This window comes from Agrococcus sp. ARC_14 (genome assembly GCF_022436485.1).
Lineage (GTDB): Bacteria > Actinomycetota > Actinomycetes > Actinomycetales > Microbacteriaceae > Agrococcus.
In genome coordinates, this window is the sequence record NZ_JAKUDO010000001.1 from 680,160 (window position 1) to 697,870 (window position 17,711).

The 17,711-nt window shown below is 66.5% G+C and carries 18 protein-coding genes; 9 read left to right on the forward strand and 9 right to left on the reverse strand.

What is annotated here, in order from left to right; all coding sequences use genetic code 11:
* Positions 1 to 9: 9 nt before the first annotated feature.
* From MKD51_RS03445 to MKD51_RS03455, 3 genes are read right to left on the reverse strand one after another with little or no spacing between them, the layout of a single operon-like run.
* Positions 10 to 1,149, reverse strand: a complete 1,140-nt coding sequence (locus tag MKD51_RS03445; protein ID WP_277603907.1) for an iron-containing alcohol dehydrogenase — start codon at positions 1,147 to 1,149, stop codon at positions 10 to 12.
* Complete coding sequence (locus MKD51_RS03450) at positions 1,146 to 1,934, reverse strand: enoyl-CoA hydratase-related protein (RefSeq protein WP_277603908.1); 789 nt, start codon at positions 1,932 to 1,934, stop codon at positions 1,146 to 1,148. Before MKD51_RS03450 ends, MKD51_RS03445 begins: the two co-directional genes overlap by 4 nt.
* Complete coding sequence (locus tag MKD51_RS03455; protein ID WP_277603909.1) at positions 1,931 to 3,490, reverse strand: CoA-transferase; 1,560 nt, start codon at positions 3,488 to 3,490, stop codon at positions 1,931 to 1,933. Before MKD51_RS03455 ends, MKD51_RS03450 begins: the two co-directional genes overlap by 4 nt.
* A gap of 129 nt (positions 3,491 to 3,619) precedes the next feature.
* On the opposite strand from MKD51_RS03455, the gene MKD51_RS03460 reads away from it, so the two are divergent.
* From MKD51_RS03460 to MKD51_RS03485, 6 genes are all read left to right on the forward strand, one after another.
* Positions 3,620 to 4,426, forward strand: coding sequence for an IclR family transcriptional regulator (locus tag MKD51_RS03460; protein ID WP_240238204.1), 807 nt, complete (start codon positions 3,620 to 3,622; stop codon positions 4,424 to 4,426).
* A gap of 117 nt (positions 4,427 to 4,543) precedes the next feature.
* On the forward strand, positions 4,544 to 5,557 hold the full coding sequence (locus MKD51_RS03465; protein WP_240238206.1) for an ABC transporter permease: 1,014 nt from the start codon (positions 4,544 to 4,546) through the stop codon (positions 5,555 to 5,557).
* A gap of 57 nt (positions 5,558 to 5,614) precedes the next feature.
* On the forward strand, positions 5,615 to 6,598 hold the full coding sequence (locus tag MKD51_RS03470; protein ID WP_240238207.1) for a substrate-binding domain-containing protein: 984 nt from the start codon (positions 5,615 to 5,617) through the stop codon (positions 6,596 to 6,598).
* 60 nt (positions 6,599 to 6,658) lie between these two features.
* A complete protein-coding gene (locus MKD51_RS03475) occupies positions 6,659 to 8,173 on the forward strand; it encodes a sugar ABC transporter ATP-binding protein (RefSeq protein WP_277603973.1) in 1,515 nt (504 codons plus the stop codon).
* Positions 8,170 to 9,291 carry a glycoside hydrolase family 88 protein gene (locus tag MKD51_RS03480; RefSeq protein WP_240238209.1) on the forward strand — a complete coding sequence of 374 codons (1,122 nt, stop codon included), beginning with the start codon at positions 8,170 to 8,172 and terminating at the stop codon, positions 9,289 to 9,291. The genes MKD51_RS03475 and MKD51_RS03480 overlap by 4 nt, the downstream gene beginning before the upstream one ends.
* Positions 9,292 to 9,310: 19 nt before the next feature.
* Positions 9,311 to 10,117: a Cof-type HAD-IIB family hydrolase gene (locus MKD51_RS03485; protein WP_240238211.1), complete on the forward strand. Its 807-nt coding sequence runs from the start codon at positions 9,311 to 9,313 to the stop codon at positions 10,115 to 10,117.
* Between the two features lie 27 nt (positions 10,118 to 10,144).
* Here the strand turns inward: MKD51_RS03485 and MKD51_RS03490 are convergent, their stop codons facing one another.
* The 4 genes from MKD51_RS03490 to MKD51_RS03505 are packed head-to-tail and all read right to left on the reverse strand — an operon-like array spanning position 10,145 to position 13,480.
* Entirely contained in the window at positions 10,145 to 11,101 is a 957-nt protein-coding gene (locus tag MKD51_RS03490) for a sugar kinase (protein WP_240238213.1), read from the reverse strand.
* A complete protein-coding gene (gene eda, locus MKD51_RS03495; RefSeq protein WP_240238215.1) occupies positions 11,098 to 11,709 on the reverse strand; it encodes a bifunctional 4-hydroxy-2-oxoglutarate aldolase/2-dehydro-3-deoxy-phosphogluconate aldolase in 612 nt (203 codons plus the stop codon). Before eda ends, MKD51_RS03490 begins: the two co-directional genes overlap by 4 nt.
* A complete protein-coding gene (locus MKD51_RS03500) occupies positions 11,706 to 12,461 on the reverse strand; it encodes an SDR family oxidoreductase (protein ID WP_240238217.1) in 756 nt (251 codons plus the stop codon). The genes eda and MKD51_RS03500 overlap by 4 nt, the downstream gene beginning before the upstream one ends.
* Entirely contained in the window at positions 12,458 to 13,480 is a 1,023-nt protein-coding gene (locus MKD51_RS03505; protein WP_240238219.1) for an alcohol dehydrogenase catalytic domain-containing protein, read from the reverse strand. The genes MKD51_RS03500 and MKD51_RS03505 overlap by 4 nt, the downstream gene beginning before the upstream one ends.
* 71 nt (positions 13,481 to 13,551) lie before the next feature.
* Between MKD51_RS03505 and MKD51_RS03510 the strand changes: the two genes are divergently transcribed.
* Together MKD51_RS03510 and MKD51_RS03515 are read left to right on the forward strand one after the other, a co-directional pair.
* Positions 13,552 to 14,343: an IclR family transcriptional regulator gene (locus MKD51_RS03510; RefSeq protein ID WP_240238220.1), complete on the forward strand. Its 792-nt coding sequence runs from the start codon at positions 13,552 to 13,554 to the stop codon at positions 14,341 to 14,343.
* A gap of 109 nt (positions 14,344 to 14,452) precedes the next feature.
* The gene (locus MKD51_RS03515; RefSeq protein WP_240238222.1) at positions 14,453 to 15,622 is read left to right on the forward strand and encodes an MFS transporter; all 1,170 of its coding nucleotides are present in this window, start codon (positions 14,453 to 14,455) and stop codon (positions 15,620 to 15,622) included.
* 40 nt (positions 15,623 to 15,662) lie between these two features.
* On the opposite strand, the gene MKD51_RS03520 is transcribed toward MKD51_RS03515, so the two are convergent.
* Positions 15,663 to 16,034 (reverse strand): hypothetical protein, encoded by a 372-nt coding sequence (locus MKD51_RS03520; RefSeq protein WP_240238224.1) that lies wholly within the window; start codon positions 16,032 to 16,034, stop codon positions 15,663 to 15,665.
* 67 nt (positions 16,035 to 16,101) lie between these two features.
* Here MKD51_RS03520 and MKD51_RS03525 point away from each other — a divergent pair, with 67 nt between their 5' ends.
* A complete protein-coding gene (locus MKD51_RS03525; RefSeq protein ID WP_240238226.1) occupies positions 16,102 to 16,851 on the forward strand; it encodes a fumarylacetoacetate hydrolase family protein in 750 nt (249 codons plus the stop codon).
* A 176-nt stretch (positions 16,852 to 17,027) separates the two neighbouring features.
* Here the strand turns inward: MKD51_RS03525 and MKD51_RS03530 are convergent, their stop codons facing one another.
* Positions 17,028 to 17,519, reverse strand: coding sequence for an FBP domain-containing protein (locus MKD51_RS03530; RefSeq protein WP_240238228.1), 492 nt, complete (start codon positions 17,517 to 17,519; stop codon positions 17,028 to 17,030).
* Between the last annotated feature and the right edge of the window lie 192 nt (positions 17,520 to 17,711).

The window sequence follows — 17,711 nt, forward strand, 5'->3', positions numbered from 1 at the left end:
TCCTTATGGTCAGGCCGCGCGTCGGTACAGCGCGAGAAGGTCGTCGTAGGTGGCTTCGCGCGGGTTGCCCGGCAGGTCGGCCTGCTGCAGCGCGTCACGCGCGAGGTCCTCGAGCCGGTCGTCGGCGATCTCGAGTTCGGAGAGGGTGCGCGGAACACCCGTCTCATCTGCAAGTCGGTGCACAGCCTTGGCTGCGAGCGACGCGGCCTCTGCGTCGCTCAAGCCTGCAGTGTTTTCTCCGAGCGCACGTGCGATGCGCGCGAAGCGCGCCGGAGCCGCAGAGATGTTGTAGTCCATGACGTACGGCAGGAAGAGCGCGTTCGCGGTGCCGTGGTGAACCCCGTAGTGGGCGCCCAGCGTGTTCGCGAGCGCGTGCACGGCACCGAGGCCAGCGTCATGGAATCCGATGCCTGCCATCGACGAGGCCACCAGCATGTCGTAGAGCGCCGCCGCATCTCCACGCGATGCCTTGACCAGGCTGGCGCCGATGAGCTCGATGGCGCCGATGTTGATGGCATCGGTCACAGGGTTTGCACCCTTTGCGACGTAGGCCTCGATCGCGTGCGTGAGCGCATCCATGCCCGTCGTGGCCGCGATGCGGCCGGGTAGCTTCGCCACGACGCGTGGGTCGAGGATCGCGATCGTCGCGAACAAGAGGTCGGAGACGATCACCATCTTGACGTTTGTCTCGTGGTTGGTGATGACGGCGCCCTTGGTCACTTCGGAACCGGATCCGACGGTCGTGGGGATCATAATGATCGGCAGCGGCCGGTGCTGGAAGCGGTCGACGCCTTCGTAGTCGCCGATCTCACCGCCGTTGGTCGCGAGCAGCGCGATCGACTTCGCGACGTCCATGCTCGAGCCGCCGCCGACGGCAACCACGATGTCGGCGCCATCAGCCTGCAGCGCAGCGAATGCAGCGGCGACGGTGGCAACGTCGGGATTTCCGACGACGTCCGTGAAGGTGGCGACGGGAAGACCGCTCATCCGCAAGGGGTCGAGGACCAGCTCGAGGATGCCTGCGGCCACGATGCCGGGGTCGGTCACGATGAGAACGCGAGAGCCGAGCGCGGACAGGTCCGCCGCAGCCGACTCGAGCGCGTCGTCACCCATCAGTAGACGAGGTGGGGAGGAGAAATGTGTGCTCATACTGTTTCCTTCGGGGTGGAGGGCTTCTTGCGGTCGAGGAACGCCTGCACGGCCTCGCGCTGCTCTGGAGTCGTGCAGCACGTGCCGACTCCTCGCGCTTCGACGAGCAGTCCGTGGACGATGCCGTGACGTGCGCCCGCGTAGACGGCCTTGAGTGCTTCATCGACGGCCGTGGGCGCCTTCGCAGCGATCGCCGAAGCGAGCTGATGCGCCGTGGCGACGGGGTCGTCGGTGACTCGGTTGACGAGCCCGATCTGCTCGGCCCGGGCGGCATCCACGAGCTCTCCTGTGAGGATGAGCTCGATGGCCCTGCCCTCGCCTATGAGGCGAGGCAGGCGTTGCGTGCCGCCCCAGCCGGGGATGTTCGCGAGTGTGATCTCAGGCTGCCCGAGACGTGAGGTGGGGGAGGCCACACGGATGTCGCACGCCATCGCGAGTTCGAGGCCTCCGCCGAGCGCGACACCATCGATCGCTGCGATCGTCACCTGGGGGCAGTCTTCGAGCCGCTGGAAGATCTCCTGGCCCCGTAGCATCTGCTGCGTGGCTTCGCTGGCGGAGAGGCCCTGCAAGCTCGTGATGTCATTCCCCGCAGAGAATGCGCGACCGCCTTCGCCCGAGAGCACGACGGCGCGTGCGCCCTCGCCGATCCCCGTGCCTCGCATGAGAGCGTCGGTGAGCACGTCGAACTCCATCAGCATCTGCTGGCTCAACGCATTGGCCTTGTCGGGCCGGTACAACCGAACATCGACAATCGTGTCAGTGCGAGTGACGCGCAGAACGCTCATGCGCCGCCGTCCTTTCCGGGCTGCAGGCGCAGCCCCATGCGGCCGCTTGCATAGACGGCGCGGTCGATCTCGGTGAGATGCTCCGCGATTGGCGGAACGAAGCCCATCTGGTCGAGCACATCTCGCTGGAGGTCGACGCCGGGCGCGATCTCGATAAGCATGGGGCCGGACTCCGTGAGCTTGAACACCGCGCGCTCCGTCACGTAGAGGATCTGGCGGCCGGCGTGGAGCGCCTGTGCTGCAGAGAAGCTGATCTGCTCGACGCGCTCGACGAGCTTCTGCTTGCCGCTCGGCGGCAGACGGATCCCCTCATCGGAGACCTCCCACGGACCCTTGGCGGTGAAGGTGCCGACGAAGACCACGCGTGAGGCGCCTTGGGAGATGTTCACGAAGCCGCCGATGCCCGGAGCTCGCCGGCCGAAGCGACTCACGTTCACATCGCCCTTCACGTCGAGCTCTGCGAACGACAGGACAGCGGTGTCGATGCCGCCGCCGTCGTACCAGTCGAACTGCGATCCTTCGTCGAACGAGGCGTCTGCGTTGCGAGCCAGGCCGAAGTCGGTGCCCCATGCCGGCACACCGCCGATATGGCCCTGCTCAACGGTGAAGGTCACTGCTGCGCCGAGATCCTCTTCAACGAGCACGGCAGCGACGCCGTCCGGCATCCCGAAGCCGAGATTGACGACATCGCCGGTGACGAGCGCTGCCGCCGCGCGACGGGCGATGACCTTGCGCTCGTTCAGGGGCAGCGCAGGGACGGAGAGCGTCTCGGCGCGCTCGCGGCCCTCGAGCACCGCATCTCGCTCGGTCGCGAACGAAAGTCGCTGGGTGGGGTCGACGACGAGAGCGTCGACCAGCACGCCAGGGATCCTGACGTGTCCGGCGACCAGGGTGCCGGGGGGCACGAGCTCGCGCACCTGAGCGATGACGATGCCCCCCGAGTTCTTCGCCGCCTGTGCTGCGGCGAGCGTCTCGGCGTACATCCCCTCGGACTCCATCGTGATGTTGCCGAGCTCATCGGCGGTGCTCCCGCGAACGACTGCAACGTCGATCGGGAGCGACGGAGTGAAGAGGAACTCTTCGCCCCTCAGCGTGATGAGCTCGTTGATCGGCTCGGTGGCGCTGCGGTTCAGGCGGCCGCCCTCGACGCGCGGGTCGACGAAGGTGCCCAGACCCACGCGGCTGATGTTGCCGGGCCTACCGGCGGCGATGTCGCGAAGTAGGTGCGACAGCGTGCCCTGCGGCAGACAATAGGCCTCGACCTGCTCATCCGCCGCCATCTCCTGCAGATTGCGTGACCAACCCCAGTGGCCACCGATGACTCGACGGACCATGCCGACGTGCGCGAAGCGGTCGATGCCGTCACCGTTGGCTGAACCCATGCCAGAGACGTGGAAGAGAGTCAGGTCTCGCGGAGCCGCATGCTCCAGAAATCGGAGCTCGAGTGCGTCGATCACGGCTGCCGGCTCGTTGACGCCTCCCCCGGACCCATCCACCACGATTGTCGCGCCATCAGGCACCATCGCAGCGGCCTGCTCAGGTGTGCAGACGCGCATCTTCACCTCATCGTGTCGTGGGAAACCGAATCGTCATCAAACGTGTTGAGATCCAGCCTCAGCGTACGGGTACGCTGTGCGACAACAAAACGCAGTTAGCGTGCACCTAATGGATTCGGGGAATCACTCATGGTCCGCAGTCTTGAGAACACGAAGCCCGAGAGCGCTGATGACGGCAGGATCGTGCAGTCCGTCGCGCGCGCCATCAGGCTGCTCAAGTACATGGCCACGGTGGGTAAGCCGCTGTCGTTATCACTCCTTGCGAGGAGCGTCGAGATGAGCAAGCCGGCCGCGTTCCACCTGCTTCGGACGCTGCAGCTGCAGGGGATCGTGCACAAGAACGAAGACGCAACGTATGAACTCTCGTGGGGATTGTGGGAGCTCGGGGCGTCTGTGACGCGCAATCTCGACGTCGTGCAGGCGGCTCGGCACCACCTCGATCAGCTCGCCGAGGCGACTGGCGAAGTCGTGCTTCTGAGCATTCGTGACGGATCGTCCGTCATCTACCTCGATCGAACCGAGGCGGGGGCCGGCTTCGGGGCAGTGATGGTCGCGAACTCAGGTCGGCGCTCCTCCTTGCATGCGAATGCGTCCGGAAAGCTGCTCTTGGCGTTTGCGCCGCAGTCCGTGATCGATGACGTGATGTCGCAGCCGCTGCGGCAGTTCTCCTCGGCAACCATCACGGATCCACTCGTGCTCAATAACCAGCTCGGGGAGATCCGGCGTGACAACTTCTCGAGCTGCTGGCAGGAGCAGGAGCTCGGAGTTAGCAGCATCGCCGTGCCGATCCGCGACTACTCCGGTGGAGTCGTCGCGGCCGTCGCTGTTGCTGGGCCCGCGGCGCGTGTCAACAGGCAGGTACTCGCGCGGCTTTCGGCGCCTCTGCTTGCGGCTGGCGCGCATATAAGCCGAGATCTCGGCGCGATCATCCGTTAGCAACCTGCTATCGGCTTTTGCTCCTCCCAATTGCATCGTGCCTATTCGCTGGCTAGCGTTACCTCTGCCGAGCGGATGACAGGCATCTGCTGCGGGATACACGAAGAGGTGAGGTCGATGGCGATCACGACCCCAGTGCGCCAGGCGCCCGACAACAAGCCCAACCAGCAGAAGCCATCGGTGCTTGAGGCGGCACGTGGCCTGATCAGGACGTACGCCATCGGTCTTGTGCTCGTAGCGCTCATCGTCATCGGGTACATTGCGACGCCCGACTTCCTAACGGCGCCCAACGCGGTGATCATTCTGCGTCAGACGGCACTCGTCGGCATTGTCGCAGTTGGTATGACCTTTGTCATTCTGACCTCGGGTATCGATCTCTCGGTCGGCTCAACAGTGGGGCTCGTTGCCGTCGTCACCGGCTTCGTCATCGTGCAAGGGTTCAGCGTGCCGCTCGCGCTGCTTGTGGGCGTGATTGTCGGAGCATGTCTTGGCGCCCTCAACGGACTGGGCGTGACCCTGGCGAAGGTGCCGCCCTTCGTCATGACGCTCGGCATGATGACGGCAGCTCGTGGTCTCGCGCTGACGCTTTCCAATGGGCGCCCGGTTGCCCTCGGCGAGCACGCTGAAACGGTGCGGTGGATCGGGGCTGGAGACGTGCTCGGGGTGCCCGTTCCGGTCGTGATCTTTGCCGTCGTGGTCCTTGCCGCATCATTCGTCCTGCGGTATACCGCGTTCGGTCGCGCTATCTACGCCGTCGGCGATAACCCCGAAGCTGCCCGCCTGTCTGGCATCCGTGTGCAGTCGACCATCTTCTCGGCCTACGTGATTGCGGGTGTGCTCGCGGCCGTCACCGGGATCATCTACATCGCGCGACTCACTGTGGGCGAACCGACTGCAGGCATGGGGCTCGAGCTCGATGCGATCGCCGTCGTGGTCATCGGAGGCACGAGCCTCTTCGGCGGTCAAGGCAAGATCTGGGGAACGGTCCTCGGTGCCTTCATCGTGACCGTGCTGTCCAACATCCTTGACCTGCTCGCAGTCTCGCCGTTCACGCAGCAGATCGTCACAGGTGCGCTCCTCGTTGCTGCCGTCGTCTTCGAGCGACTGCAGCATCGCCGAGATTCGCACTGAACCGTTCTTCCTCTCTACTTCTGTCCCCCATCCATCCCTTACGACCCAGGAGCCAACATGCGCACCAAGAACAAGCGAGCACTGGCGCTCGCAGCAACCGCGACGGTCGTCGCAATCGCACTCACCGGCTGCAACCGAGGCGACGCCCCTGAGCCAGGTGGCACCGACGACGGCACTGCGGCGTCCGATACCTTTACGATCGGCTTCTCACAGGCCACGATGAACCATCCTTTCCGTGTCGCCATGGTCGAGCGCAACGTTGAGTTCGCGGACGAGAACTTCCCGAACGTCACGATCGACGTCCTTGACGCGCAGGACAACGCGGCGACACAGGTGACCAACGTCGAATCGTTGATCGCACAGCAGGTCGATGCCATCATCCTGTCGCCCGTCACCTCTGATGCGCTCAGCCCGGTCGTCCAGCAGGCGATGGAGGCCGGCATCCCCGTCATTACTGTGGACCGCGCAGTCGACACGGAAGTGACGCAGCACATCGGTGCGAACAATCTTGACCTCGCACGCAGTGTTGGCGAGTACGTCATCGAGCTCACCGGTGGTGAGGGCGGCATCCTCGAGATCCAGGGCACGGCTGGCGCATCCGCCTCGATCGAACGCCACGACGGCTTCATCGAAGCCATCGAGGGCTCCAATCTCCAGGTCGTCGCTGAGACCGATGCCAACTACGAGCTGAATCTCGCCACGACGTTCATCGAGAACAACCTGCAACGGTTCCGCGACGGTCAGGTGCAGGTCGTCTACGCACACAACGATGCGATGGCACTCGGCGCGCGACTCGCGCTCGAAGAGGCCGGAGTCGCAGACGGCGTGATCATCATCGGAATCGACGGTGAGAACCAGGCCTTCCAAGCAGTCGCTGATGGCCGGCTCACGGCATCGTTCACGTACCCGTTCGGCGCACCCGAGGCCATCGAGGCCGCAGTTGCCGCAGCCCAGGGCGAGACCTTGGAGCCGGAACTCGTGTTGGATTCGGTGCGCGTCGACTCCGAGAACGTCGCCGAGCACCTCGGCACTGGCTTCTGAGCCCCGTCAGTCAGAACTGAGGAGCACACCATGGAGACGTCGCAAGCACCACTGCTGCAGATGGTTGGGATCACAAAGTCCTTCCCGGGCGTGAAGGCGCTGGACGGCGTCTCCATGGAACTCCGCCAAGGCGAATGCCACGCAATCGTAGGCGAGAACGGCGCAGGGAAGTCGACCCTGATGAAGACCCTGTCGGGCGCCTACACCGCCGACGCAGGCACGATCGCGATCGACGGTGTCGTTGTGCAGCATCCGAGTCCGAAGTCGATGGCTGCACTGGGTGTCGTCGTCATCTACCAGGAACTCACCGTCGCCGCGAACCTCAGCGTCGCGGAGAACGTGTACCTGGGCAGGATGCCGCGCACGAGGATCGGCACCATCGATTGGCGGAAGGCGGAGGCCGACACCGCGGCACTGTTCGAACGGCTCGGCGTCACGATCTCGCCCAAGCAGCAAGCTGGGGATCTCAGCATCGCCCAGATGCAAATGGTCGAGATCGCAAAGGCGCTCAGCCAGCAGGCGCGAGTGCTCGTCCTCGATGAGCCCTCCGCGGTGCTCGGCGACGCAGAGGTCTCGCGGTTGTTCGAGATCATGCGCTCGCTGCAGAGCGAGGGCGTCTCGTTCTTCTACATCTCGCACCGGCTCAAAGAAGTGTTCGAGATCGGTCAGCGGGTCACTGTGCTGCGCGACGGCAGCAGCATCACCTCCGGTCCAGTCGAGGACTTCACCGTCGACTCGCTCGTTAAGAACATGGTCGGCCGTGAGCTCGCCAACATCTACCCTGAGCGCGACCGCGAGCCCGGAGCCGTCGTCCTCGAGGCGAAGGGCCTCGTTCGGGGCGACCGGGTCCGTGGGGTCGATCTGACCCTCCGCGAGGGCGAGATCGTCGGCATCGCCGGGTTGGCTGGTGCGGGCCGCACCGAAATCCTGAGGCTCCTCGCGGGAGCCGACCAGATGGACGCGGGCACGATCGAGGTCCACGGCAAGCGCCGCGTGTTCCGCGGACCGCGCCAAGCCATCCGCGCCGGTATCGGGCTCCTGCCAGAGGACCGCAAGGGCCAGGGACTCTTCCTGGGCCACTCCATCCGATTCAACATGTCGAGTGGCAACCTCAAGCGATACTCCGCCGGCCCCATCCTGCGGCTGCGCAAGGAGCGCGAGCATGTGCAGCGGTTCTCGGACTCGCTGCGCATCAAGGCGCCCTCCATCGATTCCCAAGTAGGCGGGCTCTCCGGGGGCAACCAGCAGAAGGCCGTCTTCGGTCGGTGGCTGGCAGCCGACGCCAAGGTGCTGCTCGCTGACGAGCCCACGCGCGGCGTCGATGTCGGTGCAAAGCAGGACATCTACCGACTGCTTGATGAGTTCGCTCGCGAAGGACTCGCGGTCGTGTTCGTGTCCTCGGAACTCCCGGAGGTCCTCGGACTCGCAGACCGGATCCTCGTCGTGCGCGAAGGTCGCATCACCGCCGAACTCGAGGGAGCGACTGCAACAGAGGAACTGATCATCCACCATGCCACCGATGCGAGCGGCCGAGCGGTCGCCGAGATCCCAGAAGAGATGACCAAGAGCCGATGACCTCCAACGCCACCACAACCGTGACGCTGCCCTCTATCGATGTCGACCATGCCTTCCAGGTCATCGCAGCCAAGCTTGAGCGACTGACTGAGCAGCATCCGCTCGCCTTCCCCCTCTTTACCGAGGGTGGCAAATGGCAGGTGAGCGGCGAGACCTGGGCACCGGAGTGGACCAGCGGCTTCCTCGCCGGCCAGCTCTGGGCGGTCGCCGATAGGACCGGCGATTCCCGCTGGCGCGAGCGTGCGATTCGGTACACCGAAGCGATCGAGCCCCGCAAACACGACACCGGCACGCACGACATCGGATTCCTCTTCACTCCCAGCTGGCAGCGCTGGCATGCACACGAGTCGTCGGCTCGCATCGAAGAGGTTGTCACCACGGCCGCGCGATCGCTCGCGACAAACTTCAACGAGTCCGGCAACTACCTGCGCACCTGGGTCGACGCCGGCAGCTCCTTCGTCGACATCATGATGAACCTCGACGTGCTGTACTTCGCGGCTGAGGTCAGCGGCGACGTTCGTCTGGCCGAGGTCGCCACCCGCCACGCGCTCACCACTCGTCGGTTCCTCGTGCGCGGCGACGGAACGGTGGCACATGAGGGTTGGTTCGACCCTGACTCCGGGGAGTTCCTGCGCGTCAGCACACATCAGGGTTGGCGAAGCGATTCGAGTTGGGTTCGCGGCCTGACCTGGGCGATCCACGGCTTCACGAGCTGTTGGCTGCGCACCGGCGACGAGCGGTTCATTACCACCGCGCGACAGTGCGCTGATGAGTACATCCGTCGGACCGGTGCTGCGCTCGTGCCGCCCAACGACTGGGACGACCCCGCTCCCGCGCTGCCGTTCGAGGCCTCCGCCGGCTCGGTCGCAGCAGCAGGGATGCTCCAGCTCGGCGAGGAGCTCGGTGACAGCGGTGCTGTGTACGCCAAGTACGGCGCGAGAATCCTGGAGCGTCTCGCTTCCGAAGAATTCCTCGCCAGCGCAGATGAGCCCTACGAGGGAATCATCAAGCACGCGACATATCACTTCAACAACGGCCTGGGCATCGACCAGAGCAACATGTGGGGCGACTATTACTTCGTCGAGGCGCTCGAGCGATATGAGCGGTTGCGCGGCTGAGATCCTTCGGCGCGGATCGATGAGCGCAGCGCGGAGTCTGATTGCGCTGGATGTCGATGGCACGCTTATCGACGCCGCCCATCGCATCGCAGATCGCACGCAGCGCGCGATCGCGGGGGCTCTCGATGCAGGTGTATTCGTGGTCATCGCCTCGGCGCGCGGGCCAGCGCAACTGCACCCGATCTTCGAGCAGGTGCCGCGGCTCGCTGACGGCCACGCCGTGATGTTCCAGGGCGCGTTGGTAGCCAGGCCGGATGGCTCGGCTGCGGTGACTGATGCGCCCATCGATGCCATGACGGCGGAGGCTGTCGCGAGCCGCTGCCGACTTGCCGGTGCGACGCTCAACTGGTTCGCTGGCGAGCATTGGCACGCGGAGCGGCGGGACGCGCTCGTGCGCGCTGAGGAGCAGATTGTCGAGAGCACGTCTACGGTCGGTGTCCCGAGCGGGCTCAGCCCGCACAAGCTGCTGGCGATGATCGCGCCTGCGCGCACTGCAGCATTGGTCGCGGTGCAGCAGCAGCTTCCCGTCGATGTGCATGCGATGCGTTCGCACCCGCACTACCTCGAGATTACGAAGGCGGGCGTTGAGAAGGGAACGGCAGTGCGCCAGCTCGCGTCACTGCTGGCTGTGCCTCCCGAGCGAACTGCCTCTGTCGGCGACGGAGAGAACGACATCTCGATGTTCGCGGCCACGGCGCACTCCTACGCTATGGGCAATGCGGCCGCATCCGTCCGGGCAGCTGCATCGCAGGTGGTGCCATCCAACGAGCAGGACGGCTGCGCCGTCGCGATCGAGTCCTTCATCGCTGAGCTGCATCGGTCGTAGCGCCGAATGCGAGACTGACGCGCGCCGCTACCGCTCGACGGGATCTCGCTCTATCGCCATCGCCTCGATGTCGGCGCGCGTCGCTGCGCCTTCCCAGTCGCCGGGCATGCCGCAGGCGAAGGCACCGGCGGCGGCGCCGATGCGCAAACGCTCCTCGATCGAGCTGCCCGCGACGAACTCGGAGAGGTAGCCGGCGACGAACGCGTCCCCCGCTCCGACCGTGTCGACCACCGTCACGCGCAGCGCAGTTTGGTCGAATCGGTGGCCCGCGTGCAGCGCGAACGCGCCGTCGGCCCCTAGCTTGATCACGACCTGTGAAGGCCCGAGCGCAGCGAGCGCAGCTGCCTGCGCGTCATGCCCATCCTCATCGGTGACCAGTGCTGCCTCGTCGTCGCCCGCGAAGACGATGTCTGCGAGTGCGACGAGCGCTCGATAGGCGGCCGAGGCGCTGTCGCGACCCTGTTCGCCAGCCCACAGTCGCGAACGGTGGTTCACATCGAACGACACCGGCACTCCAGCGTCGCGCGCCAGCTCGACTGCGGCGAGAGTCGTGCGCGCAGAAGAGTGTGAGATAGCCAGATTGATCCCCGAGACGTGCAGCAACGCGGCTTCTCGGATCACCGCGACAGGAAGATCAGCCGGTTCCATGCGGCTTGCTGCGCTGCCCGTCCGGTAGTAGGTGACGCGGCTCGCATCAGGGCGGGGACGGTCCTTGAGCATGATCGCCGTCGGCGCGTCGGAGGCAAGGCGCACGTGGGCTTCGACGCCCTCAGCGCGCAGGGCACGCGTGATGCGCCGCCCCATCGCGTCGTCGCCGAGACGGCCGATCCAGCCCGCGCGCCCGCCCAACCGGGCGACGCCGATCGCCACGTTCGTCTCCGCGCCGCCGAAGGAGACCTCTGCGGCCGATTGCAGGTCGAACCCGCCGGTGCGCGTGCCGACGATGAGCCCCAGGCTCTCGCCCAGCGTCACAATGCCGCTCATGACTCGATGACCGCTCGGGCTTCGGCTGCCGCAGTGGCGATCGCGTCCGTCCCGCGTTCGAGCATCGCCGCGCTCGTCATCCAGCTGCCGCTGACGGCGAACACCGAGGGGTGGCGCAGATGCTCTGCGAGGTTCGCCTGCTGAACGCCACCGCTCGGCATGAACTGCACGTCGCGATAGACCGTTCCAAAGGCGTCGAGCGCCCTCGTGCCGCCGAGGAGCCCCGCAGGGAAGAGCTTCAGTCTGCGCAAGCCCAGGGCGCGCCCTGCCTGGACCTCGCTGGGCGTCATCACGCCCGGCACGATCTCGATGCCGGCGTCGAGCGCGCATCGCACGACCGCTGCATCAAGACCTGGGGTGACGATGAACTGCGCCCCAGCATCGATCGCGGCCTGCGCCTGGTCGGTGTCGAGCACCGTGCCGGCGCCGACGATGACATCGCCTCGGGCAGCGATCCGACGCAGGCCCTCGAGCGCGAAGTCGCCACGAAGCGCCACTTCGACGATCGGCAGGCCTCCGCGCACGAGTCCCTCGGCGAGTAGGTCTGATTGCGCGGCGTCCTCGGGCGTCGCCAGCGGCACGATCCGGTGTTCAGCGAGCACGGTCATCGTCCTAGCCATCCGCCATCGACCGGCAGCACGATGCCGCTCACATAGGCTGCGGCGTCGCTCGCGAGGAACACGGCGGCGCCTCCGAGGTCTGATGCCTCGCCCCAGCGGCCGGCGGGGATGCGCTCGAGGATCGCGTCCGAGCGATCCGCGTCGTTCCGCAGCGCCTCCGTGTTATCGGTGGCGATGTAGCCGGGGGCGATGGCGTTCACTGTCACGCCGCGCCCGACCCACTCGTTGCTGAGTGCGCGTGTCAGGCCCAGAAGTCCCGACTTCGCTGCCGTGTAGCCAGGCACATTGATGCCGCCCTGGAAGCTCAGCAGGCTCGCCGTGAAGATGACGCGGCCGCTGCCGCGTGCGAGCATCCGCTCCCCGACGCGTTGCGTCAGTGCGAACTGGCTCGAGAGGTCGACCTCGATCACTTCGTCCCACCACTCGAGCGGGTGCTCTGCGGCGGGGGAGCGACGGATGAGGCCGGCGTTGTTGACAAGGATGTCGGTGCGCTCGGCAACTGCATCGGCGAAGCGCAGCACAGCCGCCCGGTCGCTGAAGTCGACGGTGTGCGCTTCACAGCTGCGCCCGAGCTCTGCAGCTCTGCGGCCGATCGCTCCACCGTCGGCCTCCTGCTGCGCCGACGCGACAATGAGATCAGCGCCCGCGCTCGCGAGCGCTTCCGCGATCGCGAAACCGATGCCGCGGCGTGCGCCGGTGACGACGGCCGTGCTGCCGGTGAGATCGAATGCAGTGTTCATCGGTTTCTCCTTGAATCGACCAGGACCTTCATCCCGGTGCCGCGCTCCAGCTCGACGAATGCCTCTCGGGCGCGCTCGAGCGGCACGATGCGGGTGATGAGCTCGTCGGCGGGGATGGCACCTGCAGCGAGCAGCGCGATGGCTCGGTCGTAGTCGGCGCGTTCATACACGCGCGCGCCGATGATCTCGAGCTCACGCCAGAACATGCGGAAGAGATTCATTGGAACCGGCTGGTTATGGATCGCGACGATGACCACGCGTCCACGCACCTTGGCGTAGTCGACGCATCCGAGCGCGGTCACCGCGGCACCCGCCACTTCGAAGACGACGTCGGCGCCGGCGCCGTCCGTCGCCTGCTCGACCCATGCCACGGCATCCTCTGTCGTCGGGTCGATGGTCCCGATCCCCCGGTGAGCCGCTGCCTCGCGTCGTGTCTGGTTGGGCTCGACCAGGATCACCCGTGCGCCGGTGGCCCGTGCCACGCTGGCGATGAGCTGACCGATCGGGCCCCCACCGATGACGACGGCGGTCTCGCCCTCGACGAGTCGTGAGCGCGCCACATCATGACAGGCGACAGCAACGGGCTCGACGAGCGCGCCATGCGAGAGCGAGAGGCCTTCGGGCAGCGGCACGATGATCGATGCCGGGACCGTCCAGCGCTCTTGCATGGAGCCGACGCTGTCGATGCCCACGAAGTCCAGACGTTGGCAGATGTGTTGGTTGCCGGCGACGCAAGCGGGGCACTCGCCGCACCAGAGCAGCGGCATGACGGTGACCGGCTGGCCAACCGTGAGCCCCTCGACGCCCTCGCCCAGACGCGCGATCACGCCCGCCATCTCGTGACCGATCGACTGCGGGACCGTGACCCGTTTGTCCATCGTGCCGTGGAAGATGTGGAGGTCGGTGCCGCAGATGCCGGTGTAGGCAACCGCGATCTCAACCTCACCCGGCCCGGGTGCCTCCGGCTGGACGTCGCCAACTTCGATCCGGCCTTCGCCGGCGTACTGCGCTGCCTTCACGCTGCCTCCTTGCATCAGTACGAGTTCCATTCAACGGAACTCTGTTCCAGATTATACGCTAGCCTGTGTAAGTGGGCAACATCGCGCGGATGGGAGAGAGCTTGACGAGGACACCGAGCACCCAGACCGCGACCAGCGTGGGCGAGAAGATGCTCGACGTGCTCTCGGCCGCCGTCGTCGGCGCGCGCTTCGCCGATGTTGTAGCCCAAACCGGCCTTCCGAAGGCAACTGTGCACCGCATCCTCCACCAGCTCGTCGACCTCGACTTCCTGGTGCGCGACCCCTCCGACCGCTTCGCTGCCGGACCCGCCATGCTCGGGCTCGCCGGCCGCACACTCAACAGTCTCGACGTCGCGACCGTCGCGCATCCGGTCGCAGTCGACCTCGCCCGTGAGGTTGACTGCACAATTCACGTCGGGGCCGAGTCTGGCGAAGAGGTCGTATACCTCGTACGCCAAGATGCGTCGAAGCCGTACCGCATGCGCTCACGGGTCGGATCGTCGATGGCGATGCACTCGTCGGGGATGGGCAAAGCGATCCTTGCAACCTGGCCGCGTGAGCGTGTCATCGAGTATGCACACAGCACAGGACTTCCGTCCCGCACCGTACACACGATCACCGATCTGGATTCCCTGCTCGCGGAGCTCGACGAGATCAGTCGGACGGGCTATGCGCTCGACCTCGGTGAGAACGAGGGCGGCACCGTCTGCGTCGCGGTCGGCATCGCCGATACGTTCGGACGGGTCTCGTATGCACTCTCGATCTCGACGATCGAGCTCGAGTACGCCGGCCGCACGATCAGCGAGCTGGCGCCGCATGCGCGTGCCGCTGCCGCCGAGATCGCGCGCAGGCTCGGTCGCTGACGCGGCGAGCTCGTGTTTTGCCGACCCAAACGGAACTTCTCCGCCCTGGCTGGCACACCCGTCCCTTCGCACATAGCCTTCGCAGACGCCCGCTGATCAGACAGGACCGATGCTCGTGCGCCATTCAACACGTCGTGATCGCATCGCGGTCAGCCTGGCGTTCGCCGTCGTCGGCTTCCTTCTTGCCGTTTGGCTCGTGCACATTCCCGCGGTCCAGATCAGCACCGGCATCAGCCACAGTGAGCTCGGGCTCACGCTCTTGGGGCTCGGACTGGGCTCGTTCGTCGCGATGCAATTGGCCGGAGCACTCGTCGCGCGGCTCGGCGCCAGGCGACCGCTGCTGCTCGGCCTGCTGGTGATGGCCCTCTCTCTGCTTGCTCCCGCTATGGCCATAGACGGCTGGACGCTCGGCGTGGCGCTGTTCGCCTTCGGTGTCGGCAATGGCATCTGCGAAGTCTCGATGAATGCCGAAGCCGTCGAGGTCGAACGCGAACACGGGCGGCCCATCATGTCGTCGTTCCATGCGTTCTTCTCGGTAGGCACTGCGCTTGGCGCGGCCTTCGGCGGTGCGTTTTTGGCCGTCGGCATGGGCTCGCTCATCGACTTCGTGCTGGCGGCGATGATCGGTATCGGCGTCGCACTGCTCTCGTTCACGATGCTCACCGACCGTTCCCACGTCGCCGAGGAGGAGATCGAGCTCGATCAGGCAGCGCGCGGGTCCCAGACCGGCAGGGTCGTCCTCCTCGCGGTGCTCGCGTTCGTGCTGATGCTCGCAGAAGGTATCGCCAATGACTGGAGCGTTCTGCACGCGGTCGAACATCGTGAAGCGACGGATGCCTCGGGCGCCGCCGCATACGGCACATTCGCGGTGACCATGACTATCGGCCGGCTGCTGGTCGACCGCGTCGCCGCACGCTTCGGGCCGGTCGCCGTAGTGCGTTGGGGCTCACTGATCGCGGCAGCCGGGCTCCTGCTCGTCATGACGCTTCCGGGACTCGCAGGGGCATTGGTCGGCTGGGCCGTCTTCGCGATCGGCCTCGCCGGGGTCGTGCCACAGATATTCACGGCCGCGGGCAACATGCCGGTGCGGCGCAGGGCCGTGATGATCGCGCGCGTGGTGGGCGCCGGCTACATCGGACTGCTCGCGGGCCCAGCTGTCATCGGGTGGATTGCCGATGCGACAGACCTCAACTCAGCCTTGCTGCTACCGGTGGCACTGTGCCTCTTCGGCGTCATCGGAGCGAGCGCGGTCAAGCCCGATCGCATGCCCGTCGCGTAATCGCCAAGGCACGAGCTGCAAACGACACGTCATGCGTCGATCAGTACTGACCGCTCAGCGTTCCCCAGCCCTGCGACAGGCCCGCGCCGCTCCGCCGCTGCGGCACATCCCAGGGGTTCGCGTCCTGCAGCGGCGGCGGTAGCAGCGCCTCGGGCAGGCTCTGGTAGGCGACGCCGCGCAAGAACCTGCCGATCGCCGCGGTGCCGACACTCGTGTCGTCGTTCGTCGTCGCGGGGTAGGGGCCTCCGTGCTGCATCGAGACCGTCACGGTCACGCCACTCGGCCATCGGCCGTAAAGCACTCGGCCGCTCGTGGCAGCCAGGGTGCGCACGAGCGCAGCGACACCCTCGGCATCGCTCTCGACCGCATGCAGCGTCGAGGTGAGGTTGCCGGGGAACAGCCGCTCGTGCATTGCCGGCAGCTCCGCAAGCGAGCCATAGCGTACGAGCACGCTCAGCGGACCGAACGACTCCTCGACGATGGCGTCAGCTGACGGCGTCGAGCGCGTCAAGGTGGCGCTCGCGGCAGGCGAGCTGCCCGAGCTCGACGGCGCTGCCGGGCTGCGCATCGGCGCGCCCATCGCGCGCCCGACCGCCGTGCTCTGCATCGGCCAGAACTACGCCGCGCACGCCGCCGAGTCGGGCGACGCCCCGCCAGAGGTGCCGATCCTGTTCTTCAAGCACCCGAACACCGTGGTCGGCCCGCAGGACGACGTCGCCATCCCGCCGAACGCGCAGACGGTCGACTGGGAGGTCGAGCTCGGCGTCGTGATCGGCACGCGCGCTCGCTACCTGGCCTCGGATGAGGAGGCGCTCGCGTGCGTCGCCGGCTTCGTCGTCTCGAATGACCTCTCCGAGCGCGACTACCAGACCAAACACTCGGGCGGCCAGTGGTCGAAGGGCAAGTGCGCCGAGACGTTCAACCCGCTCGGCCCCGAGCTGGTGACGGCCGACGAGGTCGAGGTGCATTCGCTGCGCATGTGGTCGAAGGTCAACGGCGAGGGCCGGCAGGATTCGTCGACAGCAGACATGATCTTCCCCGTCGCCGAGATCGTGCGGCATCTGTCGCAGTACCTCGTGCTCGAGCCCGGTGACCTCATCAACACGGGCACGCCGCAGGGCGTCGCCCTGTCCGGCCGGTTCCCGTACCTGGTCGCAGATGATGTGATGGAGATCGGCATCGAGGGACTCGGCACACAGCGGCAGCGCCTCGTCCCCGCCACGATCTGAGCGCACCGCACCCGCCTGCCGAAGCGCACCGCACCGGCCTGAACACACCGGACCTGCCTGAACGCTTCGGAAACTACGGTGGAGACCCGGTGCAGCGCTGAGGCAGCCGGCCGGCGACGCGCCGACACGACGCATCCGCCGCCTGCTCGACGGGTGCCGTGCCGGCCGCGACGCCCTCAGGCGCGCGTGACTGCGTCGACGAAGCTCGCGGCACGCAGCTGCAGCTCGTCGATGCGGCGGACCCTGGCGGCCTCGAGGTCGTAGCCCTCGTAGGCGAGCGGCGGCAGCTTGCGCACGTTCTGCGAGCACTGGAAGCGCTCGCACACGAGCGTGCCGACGGTGTCGCCCTTGCGGCCCGCGGGCCCGGCGAGCTTCGCGCTCATGAAGACGACGTCGTTCGGCAGCCGCACATCCTGGCACCAGGTGCACTGCGCACGCGAGCGGGGTGCGGCCTCAGCCTGCTGGAACAGGATGCCGACCGGGTCGCCGTCGAGCGTGGGGATGACCGCGTAGGCACGGCGCGGCAGCCGCTGATCGCGCCAGCCGAGGAAGTCGAGCGACTCCCAGTCGGTCGCATCCAGCCCATCGGGCACGGTGATGAGGGATGTCTCCTTGCGGCTGGCGTTCACGAACGCGCCACGGATCTGCTGCTCGGTGATGGGGAGCATGGGGTGATGCCTCTCTACAAGCCGGCATGCAGAGGCAAGCCGGCGAATCAGTGATGGGGAAGGAGGGGGAGCAGCGCTCACCTGCCGACGACGGGGTTCCCGCCGCCGACCTCCTCACGCCCGAGGGGCATCACCGAATGACTCACCCCGCCAGGGTACGCGCCCTGCCCCTGCGGCGCATCCGTCATCGTC

Bases quoted from the DNA above. Each gene is read 5' to 3' on its own strand.
- MKD51_RS03445 (WP_277603907.1), bottom strand. From the start codon at position 1,149: ATGAGCACACATTTCTCCTCCCCACCTCGTCTACTGATGGGTGACGAC.
- MKD51_RS03450 (WP_277603908.1), bottom strand. From the start codon at position 1,934: ATGAGCGTTCTGCGCGTCACTCGCACTGACACGATTGTCGATGTTCGG.
- MKD51_RS03455 (WP_277603909.1), bottom strand. From the start codon at position 3,490: ATGCGCGTCTGCACACCTGAGCAGGCCGCTGCGATGGTGCCTGATGGC.
- MKD51_RS03460 (WP_240238204.1), top strand. From the start codon at position 3,620: ATGGTCCGCAGTCTTGAGAACACGAAGCCCGAGAGCGCTGATGACGGC.
- MKD51_RS03465 (WP_240238206.1), top strand. From the start codon at position 4,544: ATGGCGATCACGACCCCAGTGCGCCAGGCGCCCGACAACAAGCCCAAC.
- MKD51_RS03470 (WP_240238207.1), top strand. From the start codon at position 5,615: ATGCGCACCAAGAACAAGCGAGCACTGGCGCTCGCAGCAACCGCGACG.
- MKD51_RS03475 (WP_277603973.1), top strand. From the start codon at position 6,659: ATGGTTGGGATCACAAAGTCCTTCCCGGGCGTGAAGGCGCTGGACGGC.
- MKD51_RS03480 (WP_240238209.1), top strand. From the start codon at position 8,170: ATGACCTCCAACGCCACCACAACCGTGACGCTGCCCTCTATCGATGTC.
- MKD51_RS03485 (WP_240238211.1), top strand. From the start codon at position 9,311: ATGAGCGCAGCGCGGAGTCTGATTGCGCTGGATGTCGATGGCACGCTT.
- MKD51_RS03490 (WP_240238213.1), bottom strand. From the start codon at position 11,101: ATGAGCGGCATTGTGACGCTGGGCGAGAGCCTGGGGCTCATCGTCGGC.
- eda (WP_240238215.1), bottom strand. From the start codon at position 11,709: ATGACCGTGCTCGCTGAACACCGGATCGTGCCGCTGGCGACGCCCGAG.
- MKD51_RS03500 (WP_240238217.1), bottom strand. From the start codon at position 12,461: ATGAACACTGCATTCGATCTCACCGGCAGCACGGCCGTCGTCACCGGC.
- MKD51_RS03515 (WP_240238222.1), top strand. From the start codon at position 14,453: ATGCTCGTGCGCCATTCAACACGTCGTGATCGCATCGCGGTCAGCCTG.
- MKD51_RS03520 (WP_240238224.1), bottom strand. From the start codon at position 16,034: ATGCACGAGCGGCTGTTCCCCGGCAACCTCACCTCGACGCTGCATGCG.
- MKD51_RS03525 (WP_240238226.1), top strand. From the start codon at position 16,102: ATGGCGTCAGCTGACGGCGTCGAGCGCGTCAAGGTGGCGCTCGCGGCA.
- MKD51_RS03530 (WP_240238228.1), bottom strand. From the start codon at position 17,519: ATGCTCCCCATCACCGAGCAGCAGATCCGTGGCGCGTTCGTGAACGCC.